The organism is Lysinibacillus sp. FSL K6-1151 (assembly GCF_038630755.1).
GTDB lineage: Bacteria > Bacillota > Bacilli > Bacillales_A > Planococcaceae > Lysinibacillus > Lysinibacillus fusiformis_D.
Map to the genome: position 1 here is coordinate 858,232 of NZ_CP152040.1, position 26,415 is coordinate 884,646.

Here is a 26,415-nt window from a genome sequence, read left to right on the forward strand (position 1 = left end):
TTGCCTTTTTGTATTCATTATTAAATCGCTTATTTCTTAAGAGTTTATGAATATTCATGAAGATATCATAAGAAATGGAACAAAATGCAATTTAAATCGTATAATTATGTAACCATCTATTTACATAAAAAGGAGTTGAGCTTTTGAAAAAGACAAAAATGACGGCACTGACCTTATTAGTCATGCTTGTAATTAGCTTTTTATTGCCTTCTACACAGGCAAGTGCTGCTGCTACATTAGAGGTCAAAGCAACAGCGGGTATTTCAGGTAAAGCTAAATATCAATCAGTGGTGCCACTACAAGTAACAGTAAAAAATAATGGTGCAGATTTTTCTGGAGATATGGCCATTAATTCTGCCAATTCTTATGAGGCTGCATCAGCAATCGTCGTTCCAATCGATATAGCAGCAGGAGAAGAAAAGACATTTACTTTCTATCAGGATGGGTTAGCTGACTATAGTTATTCGGACGCAGATTTATTTGCCTTTTATGAGGGAAGCATTGAGAAAGGAAAAAAGGTTGCCTATAAAGGAACTAAACGCCTACAATCTAATTTTTTAGATCCTTCAGCAACGTTTATTTATACATTAACAGATAAAAGTGATCGACTATCGGCCTTTTTACGTTTATCAACATTTGTTGTTCAAAGCAGTGTCGAAGTATTTAATATTAATCAATTAAAAGATTATACATTCCCAGAAGATTCACAGGGACTTGCTATGGCCAATGTCATTGTAGTGGATGAAGTGGCGATAGCCGATTTAACACAAAAACAACAAGAGTCCTTACTAAAATGGGTACAAGATGGCGGTACATTACTCTTAGGGGCTGCTGACCAAATTGATGCCACTGCAGGTATTTTGAAAGAGTATTTACCATTATCATTATCACAAGAGATGACTTCTATTTCTGCAGAGGCATTAACTAAATTATCGGGTGGAGGCATTTTTACACAGCCTATTTCGGTTTACTCGTCTACTAGTAGTGAAGGAAGTTTACCAGTACTAACAGAAAATAATACAGTGTTAGCAGCAAAGAAAAAAATTGGTAGTGGAGAAATTATTCAAACAGCTTTCTCTTTAGGTGATCAACCGCTTGCATCAATGGACGGCTATGCTGCCCTTATAGCTAAAATGATTGATATTCAGAACATTTCGCAGCAAGGGATGATGAGACAGGGGCAATCATCACTCGACCAAATTTCTTATGAGCTTCGTAACATTAATGAATTATTTCCATCCTTTGAAGTATCAGTAAGCTATATGCTAATTGTCATTATTCTTTATATTTTAATTATCGGGCCACTGCTTTACGTTGTTCTTAAAAAAATGGACAAGCGTGAGCATGCATGGTGGATCATTCCATCGATTTCAATTGTCCTTTCAATTGTTCTCTTTATTGTTGGAGCCAAGGATCGTATTGTTCAGCCACAAGTTCAACAATCTGCATTCTATAAAGTAAACGAAGATAGTAGTGTAAATGGTTATTATGTAGAGTCGATTCTAACAAATCGTAGTGGGGATTTTGTGGTCAATGCTGATCAAAATACGACTGCCATTGCTTTGAGAAATTACAATAATTTCACAGGGACGATGGGAGCTTTGCATGAATCTTCTTATATAAAAGAAAATGCTAACGGTTCGACGTTAACATTACGCGACTTAAGCTACTGGTCTGTGCAATCCTTTGGTGGAAAAACGTCAGCTCAAAATATGGGCAAGATGGATATTGATATAACATTGAAAAATGAAAAGCTAACAGGAACGGTTAAAAATAATTTCCCATTCACATTAAAAGATGTCACATTAATTTCTGGTGTGAAAGAAGTGAAGCTAGGGGATATTGAAGCGAATGGAACGTTACAGGTTAATAAGGAACTGAAAACAACGGTTCTTCAAAAACCATCGATATTCAATAATTATAATTATAGTTACCCATCGAAGAAGGATGAGGTAGACCCAATGCGTATTGAAAGAATGAAATCATTAGCATTACCGCTTGTAGAAAATGATAACCAGCCAATACTCACAGCTTGGACAGATCAAGCCCTTGTAGGAGTTGAACTAGAAACAAGTGCTAATATGTCACCGATTACTACGCTTGTTCAACCGTTTAAAGGAAAAGTGGAGCTATCAGGTCCATTTACAATGAAGCGTAATAACTTCACTTATACATTAGTACCACTTTCAGCAAGTGGACACTATGAAAAAATTGATGAATTGAACAATTGGTACCTATCTGATGGTTTATACGAAGTCACAATGGCAATGCCAGATCAATTTATGGATGCTGTTCAATCACTTAATGAGCTCACAGTTTCCAATAAGGATGTTGCACGTATGCAGATAGCGATCTGGAATAATGAAACTAACGTATATGAACCACTGGTAGATACAAAGCAAGTGTTTACGGATAAAATTTCAAAGTACTTTAATCAAGATGGAGAACTGCGAATGGAAATAAAATATGGTCCTGATCCATCTGGAGAACAAACGAAATTACCAGATATAGAGCTGAAAGGAGTGGCAAAATAATGATAGAAATTCGTGACTTAACGAAACGATATGGCTCCTTTACAGCATTAGATCATTTAAACTTGTCCTTAGAAGAAGGCGTTGTATTTGGATTTGTTGGTGCTAACGGGGCAGGGAAATCTACAACATTCTCTATTTTAGCCACACTATTGTCGCCAACTTCTGGTGATGCCTTGATCAATGGCAAAAGTGTTGTGAAGGAACCGAAGGAAGTGCGCAAGCAAATTGGCTATATGCCTGATTTCTTTGGTGTCTATGACCAGCTAAAAGTAGATGAATATTTAGATTTTTATGGTGCGAGCTACGGTATTCAGCTAGCAGAGCGTCAAGTGTTAATTCCACAACTATTAGAGCTAGTGAATTTAACAAACAAACGCTATGAATATGTGGATTTATTATCACGGGGGATGAAGCAACGCTTATGTTTAGCCCGTGCCCTTATCCACGATCCCAAGGTATTGATTTTGGATGAGCCTGCATCAGGTTTAGATCCACGAGCTCGTGTGGAAATGCGAGACATTTTACGGAATTTAAAATCCATGGGGAAAACCATTTTAATTTCCTCGCATATTTTGCCAGAGCTTGCTGAGATGTGTGATGAAATCGGCGTCATTGATAATGGCAAGCTAATTGCACATGGCAATGTAGCTGCGATTCAAGCACAACTACAGGGAGAAAAGCGTATTGTGATGAAAGTGACAGATCGACTCGATGCAGTACGTGCATTTTTAGAGGAAGATCCCCATATTTCTTCTATTGATGTCATCGACAATCGCTTAGAAATAGCCTTTAATTACCGTGGAACAGACGCAGAGCAAGTGTCATTATTAAAAAAGGCAATGCTTGCCGATTTACCGATTTATGCATTAAGTGAGGAAGAGAAAGATTTAGAGGATGTCTTTATGGCAATCACGAAGGGAGCGGACAATCAATGATGGAAAGATTCTATAATCCGGTACTCGTAAAAGAATTGAAGTTGCGCTTCCGTTCTTTTAAAAGCTTCTCAGGGTTAATGTTTTACTTAGCAGTACTGTGTATTTTCATTGCAGGATTTTTATTGCTTACGACTGAATTTACTGGCAGGGGCTTCTTTAGACCAGAAACAAGCTTTATGATGTTTGCTGTGCTAACCATTTTACAAATGGCATTAGTTCTTTTCATTACTCCAAGTTTAACTGCAGGTGCCATCAGTAGTGAACGTGAGAAGCAAACTTTAAATATTTTACTAACAACAACACAAAGTTCTACACAAATTGTTATTGGAAAATTATTATCCTCTGTAGCATTTCTAGTATTGATGCTGGTAGCAGGATTACCACTATATAGCTTAGTATTTCTATTCGGTGGTGTATCACCTTCACAGCTTATTTCTATATTTTTATTTTATTTAGTTACTGTAGTAGCAATAGGTAGTATTGGTGTGATGTTTTCAACAATTACAAAGAGAACCATTGTGGCCATGATTGCAACATATGGATCGATTATTTTTTTAGGTGGTATTACAGCATTCTTCTTCTTTTTAACAATGGCCTTTCATCAAATGGGTAATGCCATTGGTACAAGTACCTCCTTTATGACTTATTTTTGGGCGTCTATCAATCCAGGTGCCTTGATGTTGACGCTTATTTCACCAGAGATGGGTGATGCGTTAGCTGAGCTTTCTGGTATAGAACTACCTGTATGGATTATGTATTTAATTGCTTATGTATTGATTATTGTACTTTGTTTAACGATTGCAATTAAAAAATTACGTGCCAACATGAAAAGTAACCGATGAGGAGGAATTGGTATGGAGCGTCGTAAGCAGTTACGAAAATATATTCAGCGTGCAAAGTCGAGCTTAACTCTTGAAAGAAGTATTCCCATTGCACAGTACGGTTTGTTTTTGGCATTGCTTTCGAGTGCTTCTCTCGTTTTAATTTCCCGACTATTTGTTTGGCCATATTATCGTCAAATAGCATTAGGTGCATTCATTACTGTTATGGCTGCAACTACTGTTTACATATGGTGGAAACGTGTCAACGAAAGAGAGGCTTTGCATACTCTGGATCATTATTTTTCTCATAATGAGTTAGTGACAGCATTATCGTTTAAAGATGATCAGGACCCTCTTGTCCAATCTTTATTATCTAAAGCCATACAAAATGTTGAAAAAGCTTTTGCTGACTTTAAGGCTCGAAAGAAACATCTGTTTCGTCCAAAGGCATTTATCGGATTATTCGTCACAACAGTTGTACTAGCCATTCTTTATATGTTTCCAGCAGCGACGCAAATAGAAGCAATCGAGGTTGAAAAAGAGCAAGCTGTTATCGAAGATATGAAAAAGGAAGTTGCTGAACTAGAGAAAAAAGCACAAACAAAAGAAGTTAAGGAGCAATTGCAAGAGCTTCAAAATACTTTAAAAGAGGCTGAAACGGCAGAAGAGGCTTTACGGGAAGTTGTGAAAAAGCAAAAGGAACTAGCCCTAAAGGAACAGCAATTAAAGGATAAACAAACGGCTAGTCAAGATGGGGCAGAAGAAGAACAAAGCTTATCGAAGGAAGAGGTTGAGCAGCTAAAAGAGCTTGCTCAAATGCAGCAAGAGCTAACAGAAAATGCAAATGCTACTCAAACGGCTATGAGCAAGCTTGGTAAGCCAGCAAGTAATTCCTTACAAAATGCTATTGCTAGTGCCAATCAAAATGCAAGCAGTAACAAACAAAACAATCAACAGTCTTCTGGCAATGCCCAACCTAGCAATCAGCAAAGCCAAGCAAGTCAGTCTGGTCAAAATAATGCTCAAAGTGGTTCCAAACAACAAGGACAGGGGCAAGGGCAAGGACAGGGACAAGGGCAAGGACAGGGACAGGGACAAGGACAGGGACAAGGACAGGGGCAAGGACAGGGGCAAGGACAAGGGCAAGGAGCAGGAAGTGGCCAAGGCGGTCGAAATTTATTAACGACACCTAATCGAGTTGGCGGATCAAGTGAGACATCAGTAGATGGTGGAGCGTTAGGAGATGGTTCTCACGTATCTGAGCAACAGGGAAATGGGCCAATAACAAAGGGCTCCATTCGACCATATGAAGAAGTAATTGGCTCCTATAAAGACAGTTATTTAGAAAGCTCAGAGCGTTTACAATTACCAAAGGATTTACAAAATGTCGTGCAATCTTATTTCACGTCAATTGAGTCGCAGTAGGAGGAAAAGAAATGGCATTTACAGAGCAACAGTATGTAGAGATGAGCGCGAAATTACACCAAGTAAAAGAAGAAATTCATCGCTTCATTGTTGGACAGGAAGAAGCAATTGATTATACGTTGTATGCAGTTCTAGCAGATGGTCATGCCTTATTAGAAGGTTTACCAGGATTAGGGAAAACAATGTTAATCCGTACAATTTCTGAAGTACTAGATTTGTCGTTTTCGCGTATTCAATTTACACCCGATCTTATGCCTGCTGATATAACAGGGACAAGTATGATTGAACGGACGCCTGATGGCAAGCAACAATTTACATTTCAACCTGGGCCAATCTTTAGTCAAATGGTGTTAGCCGACGAAATTAACCGGGCAACACCGAAAACACAAAGTGCCTTGTTGGAAGCAATGGGAGAAAAAACGGTGACGATTTTGGGAGATACGAAAAAAATGGCGAAACCATTTTTCGTGTTAGCGACTCAAAATCCTATTGAAATGGAAGGAACCTATCCATTACCTGAAGCACAAATGGACCGTTTCCTTTGTAAAATTCTTGTACCGTATCCTGAAAAAAGTGAACTTATGGAAATTATGAAGCGAACGACAGGTGCGCAGGAAATTGGTTTACAGAAGATGATGAATACTGAGGGTCTTATGGAAGCTCAGCAAATGGTGAAAGAAGTAATGGTTGCCGATGAGATGCTGGAATTTGCCACAGATCTAGTGGTGGCTACGCATCCTGAAAGACCAGATGCTCTGGATGAAGTTAAACAATATGCTATGTATGGCAGTGGTCCACGTGGTTTGCAAAGCTTAATAAAACTAGCAAAGGCTAGAGCACTTATGAACGGACGTTTCCATGTTTCTGTAGCTGATATAAAATCTGTTGCAAAACCCGTTTTACGTCACCGAATGCTGTTGAATTATGAAGGGGAGGCTTCAGGGAAAACAGCTGATGATGTAATTGATGTTATTTTAGAAAAAGTTCAACAAGGTGTTAGCAAGTGACAGCAAAATACTTATTGCCCGAAGACTGGTTAGCAAAAATCAGTCGCTTTCAAGTAGCGACGGCCTCCAAACTACGCGGGCAGCATAAGGGCTCGCACCGTTCACAACGCTTCGGGGCTTCTCTCGATTTCTCAGATTTTAGAGAATACCATTTAGGTGATGATGTACGCCAAGTAGATTGGAACGTTTTTGCTCGAACAGATAAATACTTTATCAAGAGATTTTTAGACGAGCAAGAGATGCGTGTACACATTTTACTCGATACTACTAAATCAATGGGGGAGAGCGCTAAGTGGCTATTTGCTCGTCAAATTGTGGCCTCCCTCGGCTTAATGGTGCTCGGTCGTGATGATCGTTTGTCTTTTTCGTTTGTCCAAGATGAAGTGAAACCACCGTTTCGACGAAAGGGTGCCATGTATCGTCGAGCTTTTTTACAAGTAGTAACAGATATAGAGGAAGCGAATTATGCCAATCGATTTGCACAGGGTGCACTAAAAGCTATGCCTAAGGATAGTACCGTACTCTTCATTATTACAGATGGGTTAGAGCCAATTGAGGAATGGGAGCAGCTGTTAAAAAGACTACCACGCTATGCTGGGGATGTTCGCATTTTGCAAATTGTTACGCAAGAAGAGTTATCACCAAATTATTTGGGGGATGTCCGCCTTCTTGATCGTGAAACAGGCAATGATGTCAATGTGACGATGTCTACTAAAGTATTAGATACCTATCATGCAAGACGATTATTACATGAAGAAGAATTTGAAGCCATTTGCCGTCGCTTTGGCGTTCGAAAATTACAATTGAAAGTGGAAGATGGACTGCAACATGCGGTCTTTCAACAATTATTAAAAGCACATTGGATTAGGTGAGGTGAGCCGTATTGGGCTTTAGTCAAATTATATTTAGCTGGACGGCCATCATCCCGGTCATTGTCCTACTCTATTATTTCTTTCGTAAAAAATATACTGATCAAACTGTCTCTTCGACTCTATTTTGGTCTGAAATTATGCAGGAAACCCGTGTATCACCTTATTTAAAGCATTTACAAAAAAATGCCTTACTATATTTACAGCTGCTAGCATTACTGCTACTTGTATTGGCGCTGATGAATCCATATGTGAAAAAATCAACTATTGTGGGTGCGCAAACGATATTTATTGTTGATACATCAGCCACGATGCTAGCAGGAAAAGATTCATCAACCTTTGACACACATAAGCAAGAAATGTTGACATTGATGGAAGAGTTGAATGGGCGACCTGTTACATTGATTACAACAGGTGCCGCTCCAAAAGCCGTTTTGCAGCAAGAAACAAATATGAATGACATTGAAAAAGCGATTAAAGATTTACAAGTATCCTATGAAACGGCTGAAATGACGAAGGCACTGGATGTTGCACAGGCATTTGTGGGTGATACACCGACTTCTATCTATGTTTTTACAGATACGCTTGATAAAAAGCAATTACCAATGGATAAAGATTCAGTGAAATGGCTAGTTAGAGGTGCTGCGAAAGACTTAATAAATATCGCCATTACACGCTTTGCTGCAACGACAGATGGTCAGGTTACGATGGCACTTGTACAGCTCCATAATGATACAACTGCTGAACAAAAGGTGACATTAGCGATACAAAATGCAGAGGGTGAAGAGCTGGTAGCAGAACGTGTCGTTGTGCCTCCAAATGAAGCCATTACGAAAACCTTCAAAGATTTACCCTTAGCAAAATCGATGACAGCTATTATTGATGCAAACGATGATTATGCCGTAGACAATCAACAAACCGTCTTACTACAAACGACTACTTCAAAAATTGTTGTTGATCAGGGTATGCATCAGTTGATACAAAAAGGTTTTCAAAGTGTCAGTAGCGGCGTGAAAATCGTTCCGTCTTTACAAGTAGCTGACAATCAGGATGCAACTGTCATCACAAACCAAACAGCCTTATTGGAGAAGATGGAGAAACCGCTAGTATTATTTGGACGTGATGATGCCGAAAAAGTGGAAGCAAGTGGTACAGTAAGTGCTAAAAGTGATGCATTATTTGCTTTTAGCGAACTAAAGGATATTTATGTTAGTGCTATTTATCCTGGATTTTCGGATTATGAAACCATTGCTTCTGTAGGAGATGAGCCGTTTATCCAACGCTCTCCTAAAGGAGATATCGTTGTTTTAGCGGATATTGCTGATACAGATTGGCCATTGCATCCATCATTCCCGCTATTTTTATGGAGTACTGAGCAACAGTTAACAGAATCAGTCGGTTCACTTGGTATTTTCACACCGAATGAACAGCGTGCAGTAGCCTTAGCGCAAGGAGACTGGAGTGTTTATTCGCAAGAAGATGAGTTTCTTTCTTCTATTACACAGGGCATGTTAATTGCACCAAAACAACCAGGTATTTATATGGTACGTTCAAATAATGAAGAAAAACAATTTATTGTGCAATTGCAAGCCCAGGAACGTGTTATTGAACAAGGAACAAGCTATACATTAGGCGACATTTCAGACAATGGGAAGGAAGAGGTATCGATGGCCTCCTTCGTACCTTGGTTAATTGTAATAGTTTTAATTTTGCTTGTTGCAGAGTGGGAGGTGCAACGACGTCGTGGATTTACGAATTGATACGCCATTAGTATTGTTGCTATTACTTCCATTGTTCTTGTATTTTGGATGGACTTATTTTCGAGAACGGCAGCGACTAAAAAAGAGTCATATTGTTGTGCTTGCTATTCGCATAGTAGCGATATGCTGTTTAGTTTTGGCACTTGCAGGGCCGTATTTATTATTACCGATAAAAGAAGAACAGATCGTGTATTTACTAGACCGATCTGCGTCTATGAATGGTACAGAAGATGAGATGGTTCAGTTTATACAGGAGAGCCTACAATCTAAAAAAGAACCCCAACTTGCAGGGATCTATTCTTTTTCTTCCACTTTACAAACAGAAGCCATTTTGTCTAAAGAATTAAAGGATGTACCGAAGCTTACAGAAATCAAAGCAACAGATCAAACGAATATTGAACAAAGTCTACAGCTTGCAACAGGCATTGTTGATCCTAAAAAAGCGACTCGCCTTGTATTATTAACAGATGGTAATGAGACAAAAGGAGATGCTTTAGAATTTGTCTCCAGATTGAAAGGTGCCAATATTAGTGTGGACGTTGTACCTTTTAGTCTACCAGTTGTCCATGATGTGTCGCTCAAAAGCTTTGTCTCTCCTCAGGTTGCTTATGTAGGAGAGCAGCAACAATTAGTAACAGAAATTCATGCAACAGCAGCAGGGCAAGGGGAGCTGTTATTATATGAAAATGATGAACTAATTCATCGCGAGGCAGTTGAGCTGACGGAAGGTACAAATGTGTTTACCTATAAACACGCAGCAACAGCTGAAGGACTTGTAAAATACGAAGCAGTTATTCAAGTTGGGCAGGATGCTATTTTTGAAAACAATAAATTAACAAGTGTCACAATGGTACAAAGTGAACCCCATTTACTCATCGTCAATGGCTATGAAACAGCTTCACCTATCGCGGCAGCACTTGGTAGTCAATCCATTGCCTATGATGTTGTCGATCCTAAAAGCCTACCAAATGAACTGTCCAGCTATTTACAATATAATGCGATCATTTTTGACAATGTGCCTGGTCATTTAGTTGGTGAGGCGAAAATGAGTGTGATTGAGCAAGCAGTCAAAAACTTTGGGGTTGGTTTCACGATGGTTGGTGGAGAAAATAGTTTTGGTTTAGGAGGCTATTTTAAAACGCCAATTGAAACGTTATTGCCTGTGGAGATGGAAATTAAGGGCAAGGAGCAATTACCTTCATTAGGGCTAGTCATAGTGCTGGATCGTTCTGGCAGTATGCATGGCTCAAAGCTGGAGCTAGCTAAGGAAGCAGCGGCACGTTCTGTTGAAATGCTACGAGATGAGGATACATTAGGCTTTATCGCCTTCGATGATCGTCCTTGGGAAATCATAGAAACCGCACCTCTTAAAAGTAAAGAAGAGGCAGTGGATACCATTCTATCAGTAACACCAGGAGGCGGGACAGAAATCTATAGTTCATTAGCTAAAGCCTATGAAAATCTCGCCGATTTAAAGCTTCAACGTAAACATATTATTCTTTTAACCGATGGGCAATCACAGTCTGGGAATTATGAGGATTTAATTGCTGAGGGAAAAGAAAATGGTATCACTTTATCAACAGTAGCGATTGGACAAGATGCTGATGCTAACTTACTCGAAGCACTTAGTGATATGGGTAGTGGACGGTTCTATGATGTCATTGATGAACAAACCATTCCTTCTATTTTATCTCGTGAAACAGCTATGATTTCTCGTACCTATATTGAGGATAATCCGTTTTATCCAGCAATTTATAATGCCGCAGGATGGAATTCGCTATTTGCCAATGGCGTCCCTCAAATGAATGCTTATATTGGAACGACAGCTAAGCAAGGGACAACCGTAATTGCAGAAAGTGAGAAGGAAGATCCTGTGTTAGCACAATGGCAATATGGACTCGGTAAAACATTTGCTTTTACATCCGATTCAACGGGTAAATGGACAGGAGATTGGGCAAGATGGCAGGACTGGGGAACATTTTGGCAGACGCTTATTTCACAAATGTTGCCAAGCTATAATGATGTTGCCTATGATGTGAGATTAGAAGCTGATGGCTCCTTTATGATTACAGACCCTACAAATGAAGCCGCATTTTTAGACATTGTAGCGGTTAATGAAGCAGGGGAGGAGTTAGAAACTCAGTTAGAAACCATTTCAGCCTCCCAAATTCGAGCTGTTGTACAGGCCGAACCTGGATTGATTTTCTTCCGTATAGCGGATGAGCAGCAGGCCATTTATCAGGCAGGCCTAAGTGTTCCTTATAGTGCTGAGTATGAACTGCTCCCTGTTAATGAAAAACTGGTTGAAGAGTTAACAAATCAAACAGGGGGAGCCGTTTTAAAAGAACCACAAGATGTGTTCCGTGACTTTACAACCAAAGGAGCGGATCGACAAAACATTGCTACATGGCTTCTTTTAGCAAGTATGCTTCTATTCTTTATGGATATTACCATAAGACGTTTTGGTTGGAGTTTCCTAACAAAAACGAATAAAAAAGAGCAGCCAATTGAGGAGAAACCTGTACAAGCAGAAGACACGAACGTAGCCCAGCTATTAAAGGGTATGAAAAAACGATCATAATAGAGTGAAGGCAGTGCAAAATCATTCCATTTTGCACTGCTTTTTTAAATGCTTTGAGGTTTTAAAAAATGGTGGTTTCCGCTAGGAAAGGGGTGCAAAGGTGATTGACACAGTGCAGCCTTCGAAAAGTGCTTCTCGGGGGAGAGAGACGCTCATAAAGAAACGAACCCCGCTCAAAGACTAGAAAAGAAATCTTCTCGCACATCTTAAAGGATTTCCAAAATCAAAAAGCACTCAGCACCACTCAATAAAGCGAAGAATTAAAGCTCTTTACTAGTACCGATTTTCGCAAAGTGCTAGCTACCATAACACCTAAGATGGCCCCGATGGTACTTGATGTTAAAAAGGCTGGCATGAAGAATAATGCGGCTACGGATGTCTCCATAAGCAATTTTGCATAGGGTACGGCAATAAGTGAAGCTAAAATACCAGTGCCAAAAACTTCGCCGAATCCTGCTAGCCATGATTTTCTACTGTATTTGTAGGCAAGGGCCGCACACAATGCTCCAATGACGCTACCAGGAATCGCTAAAAGAGAGCCTGTACCAGTAAAGATACGAATGATGGCTGTCACAAAGGCAACTAGAACTGTTGGCACGGGTCCTAGTATAATAGCTCCTATTACGTTAACAGCATGCTGAACGGGGTAGGCGCGTGCGATGCCTGTTGGTATGGATACAAAGGTAGATCCTGCTACAGCAATCGCTACTAATAAAGCCATGATTGTCATTTTACGAATTGACATAAGGTTCACTCCTCTTGAATAAAATCATGAGGGAAATTAAAAGGCCGCTTCCTTTAAACAATAGGAAGCGGCCTTGCATAGACAATGATAGTAGCAAGTAGCGCCACTTCCCTCCGCTAGTATGAACTAGATCAGGTTCAAAGGGTCCGTACATCATCATATACGTCTCAGCCTTTTAAAGGCTCCCCTAGTGGTAAATATCATTCAATTTTATTAACCAACATTACTGTAACATAATGTTAAAAATAGTCAATGATTTTTCTGACTATTTCGTATCAGGATGCATTAGATGAGGTGCTTTTTTCAATGTCCAGATGAGTGCAAGGAAGAAGCAGGCTAATAATATGATAGATCCGAAAATATATGGACTGTTCATATTCCAGTCAAATAGTAAACCTGCTAAGGCTGGTCCAATCATATTGCCAAGGCTCATGTAAGCATTATTCAAGCCCGCAGCAAACCCTTGTTCTTTCTCTGCAAGCTTTGAAATTAGTGTATTTACAGCAGGACGAATTAGTGTTGTTGCTGTAGAGAAAATAGTTGCTACAACTAATATAAGAGCGAAGCCAGATACAAACAATATTAAGAAAATAGCAACAGATGCAATAAATAAATTGACTAACACAACTTTCATTTCACCAAAGCGATTAAAAAGTGGTGTAATCACAAACATTTGTACAACTACCCCAAAAGCACCACCGACAACTAAAATAATCGCAATATCTACGGGTGTGTAATTAAACTTTTCTGTCACAAATAATGACAAGGTTGTTTGGAAGTTGGCAATTCCGAACGAGAACACGAGCATGATAATGAGCATAACGAAATAAGGCATATGTATGGAACGAGCCATTTGCTTCGCCAGATTTTCTTGCTTTTGCTTGTCATGTGAAGTGTTTGGTTTAGTAGATGGTAATAAAAAGTAAGATAAAACAGATGCAAGTATGGCAGCAACTCCTGCCGTGAAAAATGGAAAATGTAAACTAACCTTTGCTAAGAAACCACCTATTCCTGGCCCTATCATAAAGCCCAGTGACATAGCAGCACCTAACATACTCATACCTTTTCCACGTTCCTCGTAGGTAGTAACGTCAGCTACAAATGCCATAATAGGAGGTGCAACAAATGCGGAACCTAGACCGCCTAAAAAGCGTGCTAAAAATAGCATCCAGACGTCTGTGGCTAGGCCAAAACCGATTTGTGCAAGACCTGTCACAATAAGACCGAAAATAATTAAATTTTTCCGACCATACTGATCCGAAAGATTCCCAGCAATTGGAGAAAATACGAATTGAGCTAAGGCGAACGTTGCAATTAGCATACCTAGAACTTGTCCTGCTGCACCAAAAATTTTTAAATACTCTGGCATGACAGGAATAATAATTCCAATACTCCCCATTGCGATAAACATATTAAACATTAAAATATATAAAGCCGCCTTATTGGACTTCTGCTGGGTCATCGAATGAACCCCCTTTTTATAATCAAATATACTAAAGTCTATCATAAGATATCCTATCATCATATCGGTTGAAAGTCTGAAATGAAACATACCTGCTAGTGCAGCAATACCAATCCACGATGTAGAAAAGAATAAACAGACAATAGGTGAGGTGCTGCCAGAAGCAGGAAGATAATAGAAAAAGGTCTATTGACAAAATAAAAATTCATCGATAGACCTTTATATGCTTTAACGAATACTCATTTTAAATTCTAAAAACAATTCATTATATTTCCCTAAATAGTCTGGTCCTAAATTTTTGTAAACTTCTAATGTATCGCGTTGTTCTTCAGAAGGATAGTAGCGTTCATCAGAAACAACTTCTTCATCCATTAAGTCCATAGCAGCTATATTAGGCGTAGAGTAGCCTACATAATCGGCATTTTGTGCACCCGATTCAGCACTTAGCATGAAATTGATAAAGGCATGGGCACCGTCGATATTTTTCGATGTTTTAGGGATGACCATATTATCGAACCATAAATTCGAGCCTTCCTCAGGTACAGCAAAGTCTAGCTCCTCATTTTCATACATCATATCTGCTGCTTGCCCAGACCAAGTAAGGGCTACAGTGGCCTCATTGTTGATCATTAATGGTGTAATTTCATCTCCAATGATGGCTTTTACATTTGGTGCAAGTGTGATTAATTTATCAGTAGCCTTACGTAGTTCCTGATTATCTAGTGAATTCAAGGAATATCCGAGACTGTTTAAGCCCATTCCAATGACTTCACGAGCACCATCCACTAAAAAGACTTTTCGTTTTAAGGATGGATCCCATAAATCGTCCCAAGAAGAGAAATCTAAATCTCCCACAAGGCTTGGATTGTAGACAATGCCTACTGTTCCCCAGAAATAAGGGACCGAATATTTATTGTCATCATCGAATGGTAAATCTAAAAAGTAAGGATCGATATTTTTAAAATTAGGGATTTTTGTTTTATCTAAAGGAATCAATAAATTTTCTTCCTTCATTTTTTCTATCATATATTCAGATGGAACGGCAATATCATATGCTGTTCCACCTTGTTGAATTTTGGTCATCATCGCTTCATTGGAATCAAATGTCTCGTAGATGACATGAATGCCTGTTTCTTTTTCAAATTGTTTCAACAAGTCAGGATCAATATATTCTCCCCAGTTAAAGATTGTTAACGTGTCTTTTCCACTTTTACCGCCGCCTACACTTAAGGCGTCAGCCGCATAGAATAAAAGGGCTGAAACAACAAGGATGGCGATGGTAGCTTGAATTAATGACTTCATCGTTGTCCCTCCATTCTTTTACTCGTACGACTTGTAATGAAATAATAACCAACAACGACTAACACCGTAACAAAGAATACCAAACCAGAAATAGCATTAACCGTTAAAGAAATACCTGCACGGGCCATGGAGTAGATTTCTACAGATAATGTGCTGAAGCCATTACCCGTTACGAAAAATGTCACGGCAAAATCATCTAAAGAATACGTAAGGGCAAGGAAGAAGCCCGCAAAAATCCCTGGTTGAATATAAGGAAGAATGACACGCATCATAATATCCTTTTTCGTAGCCCCTAGATCTAATGCTGCATCGATTAAGGATTTATTCATTTCTAGTAGTTTAGGTAAAACCATTAGAACAACAATCGGTACACTAAATGCGACATGGGCTAACAAGACAGACGCAAAGCCAAGCTTAATGCCAACCATTGTAAATAAAATTAAGAAGCTAGCACCAATAATAACGTCTGGGCTGACGATTAAGACATTGTTTAAGGATAGTAAAGTATTGCGCATTTTTGAATCCTTGACAGTCACAATACCGATTGCACCTAGTGTGCCAATAATAGTAGAAATCAAAGCAGAAAGTAATGCCACGATTACAGTATTAATTAATATAACAAGAAGACGTGAATCTTCAAAAACAGCTTTATAATGCTCTAAAGTAAAGGATTCAAAGTGATTCATGGAGCCGCCACTATTGAACGAGTAAAAGATTAAATAGAAGATGGGAGCATACAGAACGATAAAAACAATCGTTAAATAGACTTTAGCTGATGCAGATAGTTTGTTCATCGTACGCGACCTCCTTTATCTTTTTGTCCCGTAATGAGCATAATAATTACCATGAATAAAATTAAGAACACAGCAATAGTAGAACCCATCCCCCAATTTTGTGTTACAAGAAATTGCTGTTCAATCGCTGTACCAAGGGTGATGACGCGATTTCCGGCAATTAAGCGTGTAATCATAAACAGGGATAGCGCTGGAATAAAGACAACTTGAATTCCAGATTTAACGCCATCCATTGTTAATGGTAAAACGACACGGCGAAAAGTTGTAAAAGCAGAGGCACCTAAATCGCGTGCTGCATAAATAAGTGTTGGGTTTAATCGATCTAAGGAGTTGAAGATCGGTAAAATCATAAACGGAATAAAAATATAGACCGATACAAAGACAAAGCTAATATCCGTAAAGAGCATTTGCTTAGGATCGAAGCCAAATACTTCAATAAATGCATTAATTGGTCCATACAATCCAAAAATGCCGATAAAGGCATATGTTTTTAACAATAGATTAATCCAAGAAGGAATAATGATGAGCAGAAGCCAAAGCTGTTTATGCTTTGTCTTCGTTAAGAAATAAGCAGTTGGGTATGAAATTAATAAAGTAAAGAATGTAATTAAAAAGGCATACCAAAACGAGCTCAATGTCATCTTTAAGTAAACAGAAGTAAAGAACGCTTTATAGTTATCGAGCGTGAAATTGCCATGTAAATCAAGTAGGGAATAATAAACAACGAGGGCAATCGGCGCGATAACGAAAAAGGCAATCCATAACACATATGGAAATAACGCTGATTTCGATGTCTTAGTTTGCATCTTCATCGTCTCCATACGATTCTAATCGTTTATCGAACTCTTCCTCAGTTTCATTTAAGCGCATTACGTGAATAGCCTCAGGATCAAAGCCTAAGCCAATTTCTGTCCCTACTTCTGCTTTTTTCAATGAATGGACTAGCCATTCATTGCCATCCTTATCGTACGTCGATAATTCATAATGTACGCCTCGGAATAATTGTGTATCCACTTTCACCACAAGTTTCCCTTTATCGATAGTTGTCATTTCTAAATCTTCTGGTCGAATAACAATATCAATTTTTTCATTTGGTTTCATCCCTTGGTCGACACATTCAAAAATTTTGCCAGCAAATTCAACTTTGAAATCTTCAATCATCACACCTGGTACAATATTAGATTCACCAATAAAGTCAGCCACGAAGCGGTTAATCGGTTCATCATAAATATCCACTGGCGTACCTGATTGTTGAATTTGTCCTTCACTTAAAACAAAAATCTCATCACTCATAGCAAGTGCTTCTTCTTGATCATGTGTAACAAAGACAAAGGTTTTGCCAAGACGTTGCTGTAATTCACGCAATTCATACTGCATTTCAGTACGTAGCTTTAAGTCTAATGCGGAAAGTGGCTCATCCAGTAAAATGACTTCGGGGTCATTAACAATGGCACGCGCAATCGCCACACGCTGACGCTGCCCACCAGACATTTCAGAGATTTCGCGGTTGCTGTAGCCTGCCAAATTGACAAATTTTAATGCCTCAGCCACACGTTCCTTTATTTCATTTTCAGGCAGCTTTTTAATGCGTAGTCCAAATGCGACATTTTCGAAAACATTTAAATGAGGAAATAGCGCATAATCTTGAAAAACAGTATTGACCTGACGTTCATTTGCAGGTACTGCATTAATTTTTTTATCATGGAAAAATATATCTCCAGTCGTTGGTTCTGTGAAACCAGCAATAATTCGTAAAATGGTTGTTTTTCCACAACCAGATGGACCAAGAAGTGTATAAAATTTACCTTTTTCAAGCTCCAAGTTGATATTCTTTAAGACGACGGTACCGTCACTATAAGACTTTGAAACATTTTCAAAGCGGATAATGGAATTCGTTGTCATTGATGCGCCTCCTTAAGCTATAAATAAGAATCTGTTGCAACGAGTAAAATTTTAGTTTCATCTGCATGTGCATTAAAAATTTGATGATGATCTGTCGCGTCAAAATAAAGAGCATTGCCCTCACTTGCGATATACTGTTCATTCCCTAAAACAAGACGAATACGTCCTTTGACAACATAAATAAATGTTTCTGAGAGCGACGGCTCAAATTGCTTGAATTCGCCATCAGCAGCAAAGGTTAAGAAAATGGGTTCCATCTCTTTTTCGTTAGATGTAGGGATTAGCCATTGAATTTCATAATTTTTTTCTTCATCTGTATAGATAGATTGGTCTTCTTCTGTATAGACAACCTTTTGTTCAGGTGAGTCATCATCAAAAAAATCTTTAGGTGTTGAACCTAACACTTCCAAAATAGAAAATAATGTTTCAATAGAAGGTGAGTTTAAATCACGTTCTAATTGGGAGATATAACCTTTACTTAAATCTGTACGTTCTCCAAGTTCCTCTTGGGTAAGACCTTTTTTTAAACGAAGCGCTTTAATTTTTGCTCCTATTTGCATCTTTTCCCTCCTAGAAGAAGTTTAGCAATCATAAACTTTTGAAATACGAAGTTTACTTTAACGAAACTTTTAGTTTACTAAAACCATTACAATTATACATAATAATTTTTTTTTTGCAATCATTTTTCGTGAAAAAAATAGCTATAAAATGTTAAAAAAACAGGCATAAAGAAAATGGAGAAAAATTTTGTATAGGGTAGAATATTTTTGTTAAAAATAGTGAATAAATAGGCTGTAGCAGTCATTTCATTTGTGGATTTGACGATTTCTTGTCATGCCACTTCAAACGTACAAACGAGCGGAGTTTACTTGTTTGAAAAACTGCGATTACTCTGCTATCGTAGAAGATGAGTTCGCTTGTGCGAATGGAATATATAAACTACATATTTATTCGGAGGGATTTATTATGGCAGAACGCATGGTAGGTAAACAAGCACCTGACTTTACAATGGAAGCAGTACTTTCAGACAAATCATTTGGTAAAGTATCATTAGAAGATATTAAAGCACAAGACAAATGGACAGTTCTTTTCTTCTATCCAATGGATTTCACATTTGTATGTCCAACTGAAATCACTGCGATGAGTGATCGTTATGACGAGTTCGAAGACTTAGATGCAGAAGTAATCGGTGTTTCTACAGACACAATCCACACTCACTTAGCATGGATTAACACAGACCGCACTCAAAATGGTCTTGGTGAATTAAAATACCCATTAGCTGCAGATACAAACCACCAAGTTTCGAAAGAATATGGTGTTTTAATTGAAGAAGAAGGTATCGCATTACGTGGTCTATTCATCATCAACCCAGAAGGCGAATTAAAATACCAAACAGTATTCGATAACAACATCGGCCGTGATGTTGATGAAACGTTACGTGTACTTCAAGCACTTCAAACTGGTGGTCTTTGCCCAGCAAACTGGCGTCCAGGTCAAGCAACTCTATAATCTAAATAGAGTCGAGTCATTATGGAACAAATTAAGAGTCCCCACGACAAGTTTGTGGGGACTTTTAACTGAATTTTTGTTTTTGAGAAGGGTTTTCAATTGTTATCGAACTAGTTGAAAACAACCTATATATTAGAGGAGGATTTTTATGAAACTTCGTGAACAAATGCCTGAGCTAGTAGGTGCAACGACTTGGTTAAATGGGGAAGTAACAAAAGCTGAATTAGTAGGCGAGAAACCAACATTAATCCACTTTTGGTCAGTAAGCTGTCATTTATGTAAAGAAGCAATGCCGGACGTCAACAATTTCCGTGATCAATTTAAAGATGAATTAAATGTTGTAGCAGTACATATGCCGCGTTCTGAGGCAGACACTGATTTAGATACAATCAAAGCAGTAGCAGCAGAACATGATATTGTGCAACCAATCTTTGTAGATAGTGAAATGAAACTAACAGATGCTTTTGAAAACCAATATGTACCAGCATATTTTGTGTTTGATAAAGATGGTCAGCTGCGTCATATGCAAGCTGGAGGAAGTGGCATGAAAATGCTAGAAAAGCGTGTCAATCGCGTGCTAGATGAGATGCGTAACGCTGAATAATAAAAAGAAGTTTAGACGGGGATCAAGATCCTCGTCTTTTTTGTTATCCAACATTGACGAATAGACTCTTGTTTTAACAATACATATGATAAAGAATAAGCTACAATGATGGTATAGTAGTTTTCGGAGGGATTTTTTATGATGAAAAAAGAGTTTGCGGTCATAGGGCTTGGACGTTTTGGAGGAAGTATTGTTCGTGAATTAATGAGTCAGGGTGCACAGGTGATGGCAATTGACCATTCTTCAGAGCGTGTAGATGAATTTGCCTCCATTGCTACCCAGGCTGTCATTGCAGATTCAACTGATGAATCGGTACTGAATTCATTAGGTATCCGTAATTTTGAGCATGTTATTGTAGCAATTGGTGAAGATATTCAGGCGAGTATATTAACAACGATTATTTTAAAGGAAATTGGTGTTGAGCAAATTACAGTAAAGGCTCAAAATGACTATCATGAAAAAGTTTTACGTAAAATTGGTGCAGATTTTGTCGTCCATCCTGAGCGAGATATGGGGATTCGTATTGCTAATAATATGTTATCTAATACAGTGCTAGATTATTTAGAGCTTTCGGATGAACATTCAATTATGGAGTTAAAGGCAAATGACGCGATTGCAGGATACTCCATTATGGATTTAGATATTCGAGCAAAATATGGCATTAACATTGTAGGAATCAAGCGTGGAGCTGATATTATCGTGTCTCCACAAGCAAGTGATAAGATTTTACTAGGAGATATTATGCTTGTGATAGGTGCTGACGTTGATATAAATCGCTTTGTTAAAAAGGCATTGAATGGGTAATGGCAAATGACTAAACGAAGATGGAGACTTGTTATTTTTGCCGCTGTTTTACTAATTGGTGCTTTTATCATGCAATATCGAGAAAAAAATGAAGATGAGGCAATCTCCTTAATTTTAGATCATGCCACAGAAATCGATGCAATTGAATTATTGCAAGGGGACCAATCTTTATTGCAAGCTACAGGAGATGAAGCAAAAGACTTTATAGAGAAACATCCATTAAGTCATGTAAGAGATCTTTCTAAAAAGGAAAGAACAATTTTTGAAGAAGAGCCAGCTTATCATATTGTTTATAAAATGAAAGAAAAGCCTCTTTATGAGGTGGAAATTTTAAAGGTAGCCATTCATTCTGAGCTTGATGAAGAATTGCAACAAATGGTCTTCACCGTTGGCGATACACAATATTTGGTTTATTGGGCCAATGAGAAAAAAGCCCTCGAACAATCAAGCAATACACAACGGTTACTCGAACAATTCGGACAATAACGCAAGTAGTGATTCAGCAATAAGGGCTGGTCACTACTTTTTTTATAAAAGTGGAAAGTAATATTTGGAAAAAATGTTTGATTTCTGTCTGATGGTTGAATTACACTTTGCATAAAGAAGGAGGTAGAAAAATGCAGTTTATAACAAGTAACTGTGTGATAGAGCCATTACAACCAGAACATTACAAAGCTATACATATGCTTTACTCCAATGGACAAGTTAGAACCTATCTTGGAGGTGTGCCACAGGACAGCTATATAGAGGCATCCTTTAAAGGTATGCTAGCAGCACCATTTCCTAATACATATTTATATATATCATTAAAGACGACAGGTGAATTTATTGGACTTGTTTCTATCGATGAATACCATGATAAAGAGTTATATGAGCTTTCCTATCAATTTTTACCACAGTATTGGGGAAAGGGGCTAGCTTTTGAAGTCCTTACAGAGGTGATGGAGGAGGGCCTGAATTATTTAGATATATCATCGATTGTGGCAGAAACACAAACTGCTAATAAGGCATCTTGTCACTTACTCGAAAAGTTAGGTATGCACAAAGTACAGGTGTTAGAAAGGTTTGGTCATGAACAAGCCCTGTACGAAATAAGGAAAAATCATAAAGGGTCAAAATAAATTATTGCACGATCAGCAGGTGGATTTTCGCGGCAAATCCCTTCATTTATCGCTAACTATATTATGCATCAAATGAACGAATCAAAATATGTTTTACTCAGCATGCCATCATTAAGAACGAATAATGCAGATTACTATAATTTAAAGAGAGAGGAACTTTACATGCTAATACGAGAAGCAACACGCAAGGATAGTACACAGATTATAGCTGTTATGACAAATGCAGAGGCATCCAATCTTATGCTATTTGGCCCAGGTGAGCGAAAATTAGAGCCCGAGCAATTTGGAAGCTATATTGAAAAGCTATATCATAGCCACCATTCAGCTTTATTCGTGGCGGAAATGGAACAAAAGATTGTTGCTTATTTAATTTTACAGGGCAATGAACCATCTAGAATTGCTCACCGTGCTTATCTTGTAATAGGCATACATAGTGACTATCGAGGAAGGAAAATAGGGACGGCATTATTTAATCATGTAGAGGATTGGGCAAAAGTTAATGGTATCCATCGTTTAGAGTTAACCGTTATGGAAAATAATGAGGCTGGAATTGCTTTATATAAGAAAATGGGATTTGACATAGAGGGAATAAAGCGAAATTCCTTATATGTAGATGGTCAATATATCAATGAATATTATATGTCAAAGCTATTATAATTTGATAGGGAGAGGAATGTACGTATGACGACACAGATCAATATCGGCATTTATTCACCATCCTCACCAGCAACGGTGACGGCGTTGAAACGTTATGAACGTGCCAAATTGTTTCTAGAAGAGAAAAACTTTCAAATCGTAACAGGTTCTCTTACTGGCAAATCAGATTATTATCGCTCTGGTTCACCAAAGGAACGTGCGGAAGAATTAAATGAATTACTACGCAATCCAGATGTGGATATCATTATGTCTACAATCGGAGGGACAAATGCCAATAGTATGCTACCCTACATTGATTATGAGGCGTTTCGTCAACAGCCCAAAATAGTCGTAGGTTATTCGGATGCAACAGCCATTTTACTTGCTCTTTATGCAAAGACAGGTATAGCAACTTTTTATGGTCCAGCGTTTGTCCCTTCTTTTGGCGAGTTTGAACCATTAGTAAATGACACCTTCAAGTTTTTTGAGGATTATTTCTTTAAACCGCAAGCACTACCTTATGAAATGCCAATGCCCTCTTACTGGTCAGATGAACCAGTTAACTGGCTCGAGAAGACGGTTGATAAAAAGCTCAAGAAAAATGAATGGTTAACGATTCAGGAAGGGGTTGTAGAAGGTAGGTTAATTGGCGGCAATGTAAATGCAATGTATGGTTTTATTGGCACGCCTTATTTCCCTGAAATTTTGGAAGGTGACATTTTATTAGTGGAGGACTGCTTAAAAAATGCTGCTATTGTTGAAAAGAATTTTGCTATGCTGAAATTGCATGGTGTCTTTAATAAAGTAAGGGGCATTATTTTGGGCAAACATGAATGCTATGATGATTTAGGAACGGGCAGACAACCCTATGATATTCTACTTGAACAGTTGGATGGAATAGAGATACCTCTATTAGCAGAGGTGGATATTTGCCATACACATCCTATGCATCCAATAGCGATAGGGAAACGAGTAAAGCTAGATGCAACAGCTAAAAAGATATATTGTGTAGAAAAATGGTTGTAATGATAAAGTCTTGCATATGGAGCAAGGCTTTGTTTGCTAAAGATTTCTATAATCATCATCAGTGATGACGTACATTTTCACATTTTGGTATTTTCCTTTAACAAACATACTTTTGCGTAAAATTCCTTCAAATTGCATGCCTGATTTCTCCATAACCTTTTAAGAGGCTATATTTTCTTCAAAACATCGCGCTTGAATACGTACTAAATTTATTTCCTTAAAGCCAAAGTCAATCAGTTTTTTTTGTTGCTTCTGTAGTGAATCCTTTATTCCAATAATCCTCCGAAAGTACATAACCAATTTCTGCATATTGATGTGTGTTGCTAATCGTAACAAAATCGATTGTACCAATTAGTGTACTTCGATGCCCAAAAGTAGGAGATTACCTTGCTGATAGCCATTTAATATTCGTTTTAAAAAAGCTTTAGTATCCTCTAAACTTGTATGGGCCTGCCACGTCACATAGCGTGCCACATTTTCGCGAGAAGTGTAATCATACATCGCCTCTAAATCTAGTGGAGCAATAGGTCTTAAAAGTAGCCTTTCCGTTTTCAAAATAGGTATTGCATGTTTCATTTATTTCCCTCTTTAAATTACTATATGAAAAAGTCGACCCAATTTCTTAATACATTGGGTCGACTTTTTATCTTAATATCCTTAAGAGCTGTCTGGTGAAAAATCCTACTAGCTTCACTTTATGGATAACGTTTAGCAGTAGCTGAGGAATCCTTTGTGTTGGATTTATGTTGTTCGTCTTTCACTTTTTCATTCAGTTCTTCAACAGGTATTGGATCGACTGTTTTCATATCCTCGTGTTGATCGAAAATGCTTTTTTTATCTGTATCCAGTACATCAGGGTTGTTTGTATAACGAGTTTTCGCTTGTTTTTTTTCAGTCATTCATTATCACCTCTTACTATAAGCTTTCACTTTTTTACTAGAGTTTAAACATATTAGTTTTAGGTGATATGTGGACTAATCGTTTGTTGGCTTACCAGCAGCTAACAAGACTTTACTTCCAAGTAAGAAAAATCCTTGAATGAAAAGTAATATTCCTGTCCCTATTAGTAGCCATTCGATGGCAATTATATCAGCTATTGGACCAAAAATAAGCATACCTAAAGGCATCATAGAGGTAGAAATCATGCTAAGAATACCAAATACTCGCCCCATATAATCACTTTCTACTTTTTCTTGTAATAACACCGTTGCGGGTGTATTAAAGATTGGCATAGCTATTCCTGTAACAGCCATTATCACGAGATACAGCCAAAAAACAGGAATAATTCCAAGAGCCATTGTACAAAGACCAAATAATAAAGCAGATAATGTCATGGTATGCACTTTATTTTTAAAGCCACCCCATGTCGCGATGGCGATACCACCGATTAACATACCAATGGCAAAGGCCATTTCGATAGCAGTCAAACGCCATACATCATCGCCAAAGCTACGTGTAACTTGCAAAGGTGTTAAAAAGGCAGCAGGTGCAGCGAGCAACATGAAAAAGGCAAAGAACAAGAATAATTGTTTTAAGAAAGCATGCTCTTTAATGTAGATGAAGCCTTGTTTCATATCACTAAAATAGCTTGTTGTCTGTGGCTGATTCGCTTTGGCATGTGCAGGAATATGCAGAAATAATAAGAAGATGGTGATGGCAATAGCAGCTGTCGTCACATCAATAAAGAAAATGGATTCGATTGAAGCCATCGTTAATAATGCCCCACTTGCCATGGGTGCAAGAATCATGATAAAAGCTTGAATACTGCTGTTTATCCCATTAACCTTCATTAAATGCTCTTCAGGCACAAATTGAGGTAAAATAGCGCCTACAGCAGGTGTTTGAATACCTGCACCAACTGCACGTACCGCTGATATAACAAATAATAGCCAGAGCTCATCATAGCCAGTTAAAAATAAAATAGCTAAAATTAACGTGGATAAGGCAATCATGCCATCTGCCAAAATAATAAGCCATTTACGATTGTAGCGATCTGCCCAAACACCAGCAATTGGTGCTAAGAAGAAGGTCGGTACAAAACCGCAAATAATCGCAATGGTCATCATGATGCCTGATTGCGTTGTAAGTGTGATATACCATGTAATGGCATATTGCACTAGAGCAGAGCCAAAAAGTGAAATGGTTTGACTGCTTAAAAAAAGTATCGTATTGCGTTTCCAATGATCCAAATTCGTCATCCCTTTCTAACAGTAGTGCCTGTGTGGAAAGTTGAAAGACAACAAAAAAGAGGGGGTGTTGCAGTCCCCTCTCTTCCTGTATTCCTAAAACAGACTAGACTAATCCCATTTCCCTTGCACAGCAGGCAAAGTGTACACATATTTAGTTAATAATGTGAAATCGTAGTCTGATTGAAGCTGTCATTAGGAATACCCTCCGTTCTATATAAGTTGTGTTGATTGTAGCATAAAGTTTATCTGCGCGTAAAGAACGAATCAAACACCTTAACATTTTAGGACCAGAGCTAATAACAAGGGAAATGATAGTAAAATAACAAATTGCCGAGAAAAGCATTTCACCGCTCTCTTGGCTGTTTTTTTGTTTTGATTATACAGATTTT

General features: G+C 38.2%; 26 protein-coding genes and 1 riboswitch. Of the genes, 15 read left to right on the forward strand and 11 right to left on the reverse strand.

Going from position 1 to position 26,415, the window contains the following annotated elements; translation table 11 throughout:
• The first annotated feature begins 143 nt into the window (after positions 1-143).
• The 8 genes from MHI04_RS03950 to MHI04_RS03985 are packed head-to-tail and all read left to right on the forward strand — an operon-like array spanning position 144 to position 11,932.
• Positions 144-2,534, forward strand: a complete 2,391-nt coding sequence (locus MHI04_RS03950) for a hypothetical protein (RefSeq protein ID WP_036125712.1) — start codon at positions 144-146, stop codon at positions 2,532-2,534.
• Positions 2,534-3,469, forward strand: coding sequence for an ABC transporter ATP-binding protein (locus MHI04_RS03955; protein WP_036125709.1), 936 nt, complete (start codon positions 2,534-2,536; stop codon positions 3,467-3,469). The genes MHI04_RS03950 and MHI04_RS03955 overlap by 1 nt, the downstream gene beginning before the upstream one ends.
• On the forward strand, positions 3,466-4,311 hold the full coding sequence (locus MHI04_RS03960; protein ID WP_036125707.1) for an ABC transporter permease: 846 nt from the start codon (positions 3,466-3,468) through the stop codon (positions 4,309-4,311). Before MHI04_RS03955 ends, MHI04_RS03960 begins: the two co-directional genes overlap by 4 nt.
• A 12-nt stretch (positions 4,312-4,323) precedes the next feature.
• Positions 4,324-5,715 carry a hypothetical protein gene (locus tag MHI04_RS03965; protein ID WP_342535358.1) on the forward strand — a complete coding sequence of 464 codons (1,392 nt, stop codon included), beginning with the start codon at positions 4,324-4,326 and terminating at the stop codon, positions 5,713-5,715.
• Positions 5,716-5,726: 11 nt separating this feature from the next.
• Positions 5,727-6,722, forward strand: a complete 996-nt coding sequence (locus MHI04_RS03970; RefSeq protein WP_036125553.1) for a MoxR family ATPase — start codon at positions 5,727-5,729, stop codon at positions 6,720-6,722.
• The gene (locus tag MHI04_RS03975) at positions 6,719-7,594 is read left to right on the forward strand and encodes a DUF58 domain-containing protein (protein ID WP_342535359.1); all 876 of its coding nucleotides are present in this window, start codon (positions 6,719-6,721) and stop codon (positions 7,592-7,594) included. Before MHI04_RS03970 ends, MHI04_RS03975 begins: the two co-directional genes overlap by 4 nt.
• An 11-nt stretch (positions 7,595-7,605) precedes the next feature.
• Positions 7,606-9,351 (forward strand): BatA and WFA domain-containing protein, encoded by a 1,746-nt coding sequence (locus tag MHI04_RS03980; protein WP_340809988.1) that lies wholly within the window; start codon positions 7,606-7,608, stop codon positions 9,349-9,351.
• Positions 9,335-11,932 carry a VWA domain-containing protein gene (locus MHI04_RS03985; protein WP_342535360.1) on the forward strand — a complete coding sequence of 866 codons (2,598 nt, stop codon included), beginning with the start codon at positions 9,335-9,337 and terminating at the stop codon, positions 11,930-11,932. The genes MHI04_RS03980 and MHI04_RS03985 overlap by 17 nt, the downstream gene beginning before the upstream one ends.
• 244 nt (positions 11,933-12,176) lie before the next feature.
• On the opposite strand, the gene thiW is transcribed toward MHI04_RS03985, so the two are convergent.
• The 7 genes from thiW to MHI04_RS04020 form a co-directional block, all read right to left on the reverse strand.
• A complete protein-coding gene (gene thiW, locus MHI04_RS03990; RefSeq protein ID WP_036125547.1) occupies positions 12,177-12,677 on the reverse strand; it encodes an energy coupling factor transporter S component ThiW in 501 nt (166 codons plus the stop codon).
• A 91-nt stretch (positions 12,678-12,768) separates the two neighbouring features.
• A riboswitch (TPP riboswitch) is annotated at positions 12,769-12,876 on the reverse strand.
• A gap of 66 nt (positions 12,877-12,942) precedes the next feature.
• The gene (locus MHI04_RS03995; RefSeq protein ID WP_036125545.1) at positions 12,943-14,139 is read right to left on the reverse strand and encodes a tetracycline resistance MFS efflux pump; all 1,197 of its coding nucleotides are present in this window, start codon (positions 14,137-14,139) and stop codon (positions 12,943-12,945) included.
• Positions 14,140-14,367: 228 nt separating this feature from the next.
• Positions 14,368-15,441 carry an ABC transporter substrate-binding protein gene (locus MHI04_RS04000; protein WP_101966414.1) on the reverse strand — a complete coding sequence of 358 codons (1,074 nt, stop codon included), beginning with the start codon at positions 15,439-15,441 and terminating at the stop codon, positions 14,368-14,370.
• Positions 15,438-16,235, reverse strand: a complete 798-nt coding sequence (locus tag MHI04_RS04005; RefSeq protein ID WP_036125540.1) for an ABC transporter permease — start codon at positions 16,233-16,235, stop codon at positions 15,438-15,440. The genes MHI04_RS04000 and MHI04_RS04005 overlap by 4 nt, the downstream gene beginning before the upstream one ends.
• Positions 16,232-17,041, reverse strand: a complete 810-nt coding sequence (locus tag MHI04_RS04010) for an ABC transporter permease (protein WP_058843427.1) — start codon at positions 17,039-17,041, stop codon at positions 16,232-16,234. The genes MHI04_RS04005 and MHI04_RS04010 overlap by 4 nt, the downstream gene beginning before the upstream one ends.
• Positions 17,031-18,137, reverse strand: a complete 1,107-nt coding sequence (locus MHI04_RS04015; protein WP_036125536.1) for an ABC transporter ATP-binding protein — start codon at positions 18,135-18,137, stop codon at positions 17,031-17,033. The genes MHI04_RS04010 and MHI04_RS04015 overlap by 11 nt, the downstream gene beginning before the upstream one ends.
• Before the next feature lie 17 nt (positions 18,138-18,154).
• A complete protein-coding gene (locus MHI04_RS04020; protein WP_036125534.1) occupies positions 18,155-18,697 on the reverse strand; it encodes an XRE family transcriptional regulator in 543 nt (180 codons plus the stop codon).
• A 406-nt stretch (positions 18,698-19,103) separates the two neighbouring features.
• Between MHI04_RS04020 and MHI04_RS04025 the strand changes: the two genes are divergently transcribed.
• The 7 genes from MHI04_RS04025 to MHI04_RS04055 all read left to right on the forward strand — a co-directional run bounded on the left by MHI04_RS04025 (position 19,104) and on the right by MHI04_RS04055 (position 23,837).
• Positions 19,104-19,646: a peroxiredoxin gene (locus MHI04_RS04025; protein ID WP_004224676.1), complete on the forward strand. Its 543-nt coding sequence runs from the start codon at positions 19,104-19,106 to the stop codon at positions 19,644-19,646.
• Between the two features lie 148 nt (positions 19,647-19,794).
• Positions 19,795-20,250 (forward strand): TlpA disulfide reductase family protein, encoded by a 456-nt coding sequence (locus MHI04_RS04030; RefSeq protein ID WP_036125531.1) that lies wholly within the window; start codon positions 19,795-19,797, stop codon positions 20,248-20,250.
• Between the two features lie 141 nt (positions 20,251-20,391).
• Positions 20,392-21,054 (forward strand): TrkA family potassium uptake protein, encoded by a 663-nt coding sequence (locus tag MHI04_RS04035; protein ID WP_004224679.1) that lies wholly within the window; start codon positions 20,392-20,394, stop codon positions 21,052-21,054.
• 6 nt (positions 21,055-21,060) lie between these two features.
• The gene (locus tag MHI04_RS04040; RefSeq protein ID WP_340809997.1) at positions 21,061-21,540 is read left to right on the forward strand and encodes a hypothetical protein; all 480 of its coding nucleotides are present in this window, start codon (positions 21,061-21,063) and stop codon (positions 21,538-21,540) included.
• Between the two features lie 131 nt (positions 21,541-21,671).
• The gene (locus MHI04_RS04045) at positions 21,672-22,175 is read left to right on the forward strand and encodes a GNAT family N-acetyltransferase (RefSeq protein WP_340809998.1); all 504 of its coding nucleotides are present in this window, start codon (positions 21,672-21,674) and stop codon (positions 22,173-22,175) included.
• 162 nt (positions 22,176-22,337) lie between these two features.
• Complete coding sequence (locus tag MHI04_RS04050) at positions 22,338-22,832, forward strand: GNAT family N-acetyltransferase (protein WP_058843512.1); 495 nt, start codon at positions 22,338-22,340, stop codon at positions 22,830-22,832.
• Between the two features lie 24 nt (positions 22,833-22,856).
• Positions 22,857-23,837 (forward strand): S66 peptidase family protein, encoded by a 981-nt coding sequence (locus MHI04_RS04055; RefSeq protein WP_058843429.1) that lies wholly within the window; start codon positions 22,857-22,859, stop codon positions 23,835-23,837.
• Positions 23,838-24,066: 229 nt separating this feature from the next.
• Here the strand turns inward: MHI04_RS04055 and MHI04_RS04060 are convergent, their stop codons facing one another.
• The 4 genes from MHI04_RS04060 to MHI04_RS04075 form a co-directional block, all read right to left on the reverse strand.
• Complete coding sequence (locus MHI04_RS04060; RefSeq protein ID WP_312019010.1) at positions 24,067-24,189, reverse strand: GNAT family N-acetyltransferase; 123 nt, start codon at positions 24,187-24,189, stop codon at positions 24,067-24,069.
• Positions 24,189-24,413: a GNAT family N-acetyltransferase gene (locus tag MHI04_RS04065; protein ID WP_330493435.1), complete on the reverse strand. Its 225-nt coding sequence runs from the start codon at positions 24,411-24,413 to the stop codon at positions 24,189-24,191. The genes MHI04_RS04060 and MHI04_RS04065 overlap by 1 nt, the downstream gene beginning before the upstream one ends.
• 119 nt (positions 24,414-24,532) lie before the next feature.
• Complete coding sequence (locus MHI04_RS04070; RefSeq protein ID WP_036125515.1) at positions 24,533-24,736, reverse strand: hypothetical protein; 204 nt, start codon at positions 24,734-24,736, stop codon at positions 24,533-24,535.
• Between the two features lie 75 nt (positions 24,737-24,811).
• Positions 24,812-26,035, reverse strand: coding sequence for an MFS transporter (locus tag MHI04_RS04075; protein ID WP_036125512.1), 1,224 nt, complete (start codon positions 26,033-26,035; stop codon positions 24,812-24,814).
• Between the last annotated feature and the right edge of the window lie 380 nt (positions 26,036-26,415).

What these genes read in the sequence shown, in the direction of transcription:
- MHI04_RS04030 (WP_036125531.1), top strand. Translation starts at nt 19,795, where the DNA reads ATGAAACTTCGTGAACAAATGCCTGAGCTAGTAGGTGCAACGACTTGG.
- MHI04_RS03995 (WP_036125545.1), bottom strand. Translation starts at nt 14,139, where the DNA reads ATGACCCAGCAGAAGTCCAATAAGGCGGCTTTATATATTTTAATGTTT.
- MHI04_RS03955 (WP_036125709.1), top strand. Translation starts at nt 2,534, where the DNA reads ATGATAGAAATTCGTGACTTAACGAAACGATATGGCTCCTTTACAGCA.
- MHI04_RS04040 (WP_340809997.1), top strand. Translation starts at nt 21,061, where the DNA reads ATGACTAAACGAAGATGGAGACTTGTTATTTTTGCCGCTGTTTTACTA.
- MHI04_RS04010 (WP_058843427.1), bottom strand. Translation starts at nt 17,041, where the DNA reads ATGCAAACTAAGACATCGAAATCAGCGTTATTTCCATATGTGTTATGG.
- MHI04_RS03960 (WP_036125707.1), top strand. Translation starts at nt 3,466, where the DNA reads ATGATGGAAAGATTCTATAATCCGGTACTCGTAAAAGAATTGAAGTTG.
- MHI04_RS04005 (WP_036125540.1), bottom strand. Translation starts at nt 16,235, where the DNA reads ATGAACAAACTATCTGCATCAGCTAAAGTCTATTTAACGATTGTTTTT.
- MHI04_RS04050 (WP_058843512.1), top strand. Translation starts at nt 22,338, where the DNA reads ATGCTAATACGAGAAGCAACACGCAAGGATAGTACACAGATTATAGCT.
- MHI04_RS04055 (WP_058843429.1), top strand. Translation starts at nt 22,857, where the DNA reads ATGACGACACAGATCAATATCGGCATTTATTCACCATCCTCACCAGCA.
- MHI04_RS04025 (WP_004224676.1), top strand. Translation starts at nt 19,104, where the DNA reads ATGGCAGAACGCATGGTAGGTAAACAAGCACCTGACTTTACAATGGAA.
- MHI04_RS04070 (WP_036125515.1), bottom strand. Translation starts at nt 24,736, where the DNA reads ATGACTGAAAAAAAACAAGCGAAAACTCGTTATACAAACAACCCTGAT.
- MHI04_RS04075 (WP_036125512.1), bottom strand. Translation starts at nt 26,035, where the DNA reads ATGACGAATTTGGATCATTGGAAACGCAATACGATACTTTTTTTAAGC.
- MHI04_RS04045 (WP_340809998.1), top strand. Translation starts at nt 21,672, where the DNA reads ATGCAGTTTATAACAAGTAACTGTGTGATAGAGCCATTACAACCAGAA.
- MHI04_RS03970 (WP_036125553.1), top strand. Translation starts at nt 5,727, where the DNA reads ATGGCATTTACAGAGCAACAGTATGTAGAGATGAGCGCGAAATTACAC.
- MHI04_RS04015 (WP_036125536.1), bottom strand. Translation starts at nt 18,137, where the DNA reads ATGACAACGAATTCCATTATCCGCTTTGAAAATGTTTCAAAGTCTTAT.
- MHI04_RS03965 (WP_342535358.1), top strand. Translation starts at nt 4,324, where the DNA reads ATGGAGCGTCGTAAGCAGTTACGAAAATATATTCAGCGTGCAAAGTCG.
- thiW (WP_036125547.1), bottom strand. Translation starts at nt 12,677, where the DNA reads ATGTCAATTCGTAAAATGACAATCATGGCTTTATTAGTAGCGATTGCT.
- MHI04_RS04035 (WP_004224679.1), top strand. Translation starts at nt 20,392, where the DNA reads ATGAAAAAAGAGTTTGCGGTCATAGGGCTTGGACGTTTTGGAGGAAGT.
- MHI04_RS04020 (WP_036125534.1), bottom strand. Translation starts at nt 18,697, where the DNA reads ATGCAAATAGGAGCAAAAATTAAAGCGCTTCGTTTAAAAAAAGGTCTT.
- MHI04_RS04065 (WP_330493435.1), bottom strand. Translation starts at nt 24,413, where the DNA reads ATGAAACATGCAATACCTATTTTGAAAACGGAAAGGCTACTTTTAAGA.
- MHI04_RS04000 (WP_101966414.1), bottom strand. Translation starts at nt 15,441, where the DNA reads ATGAAGTCATTAATTCAAGCTACCATCGCCATCCTTGTTGTTTCAGCC.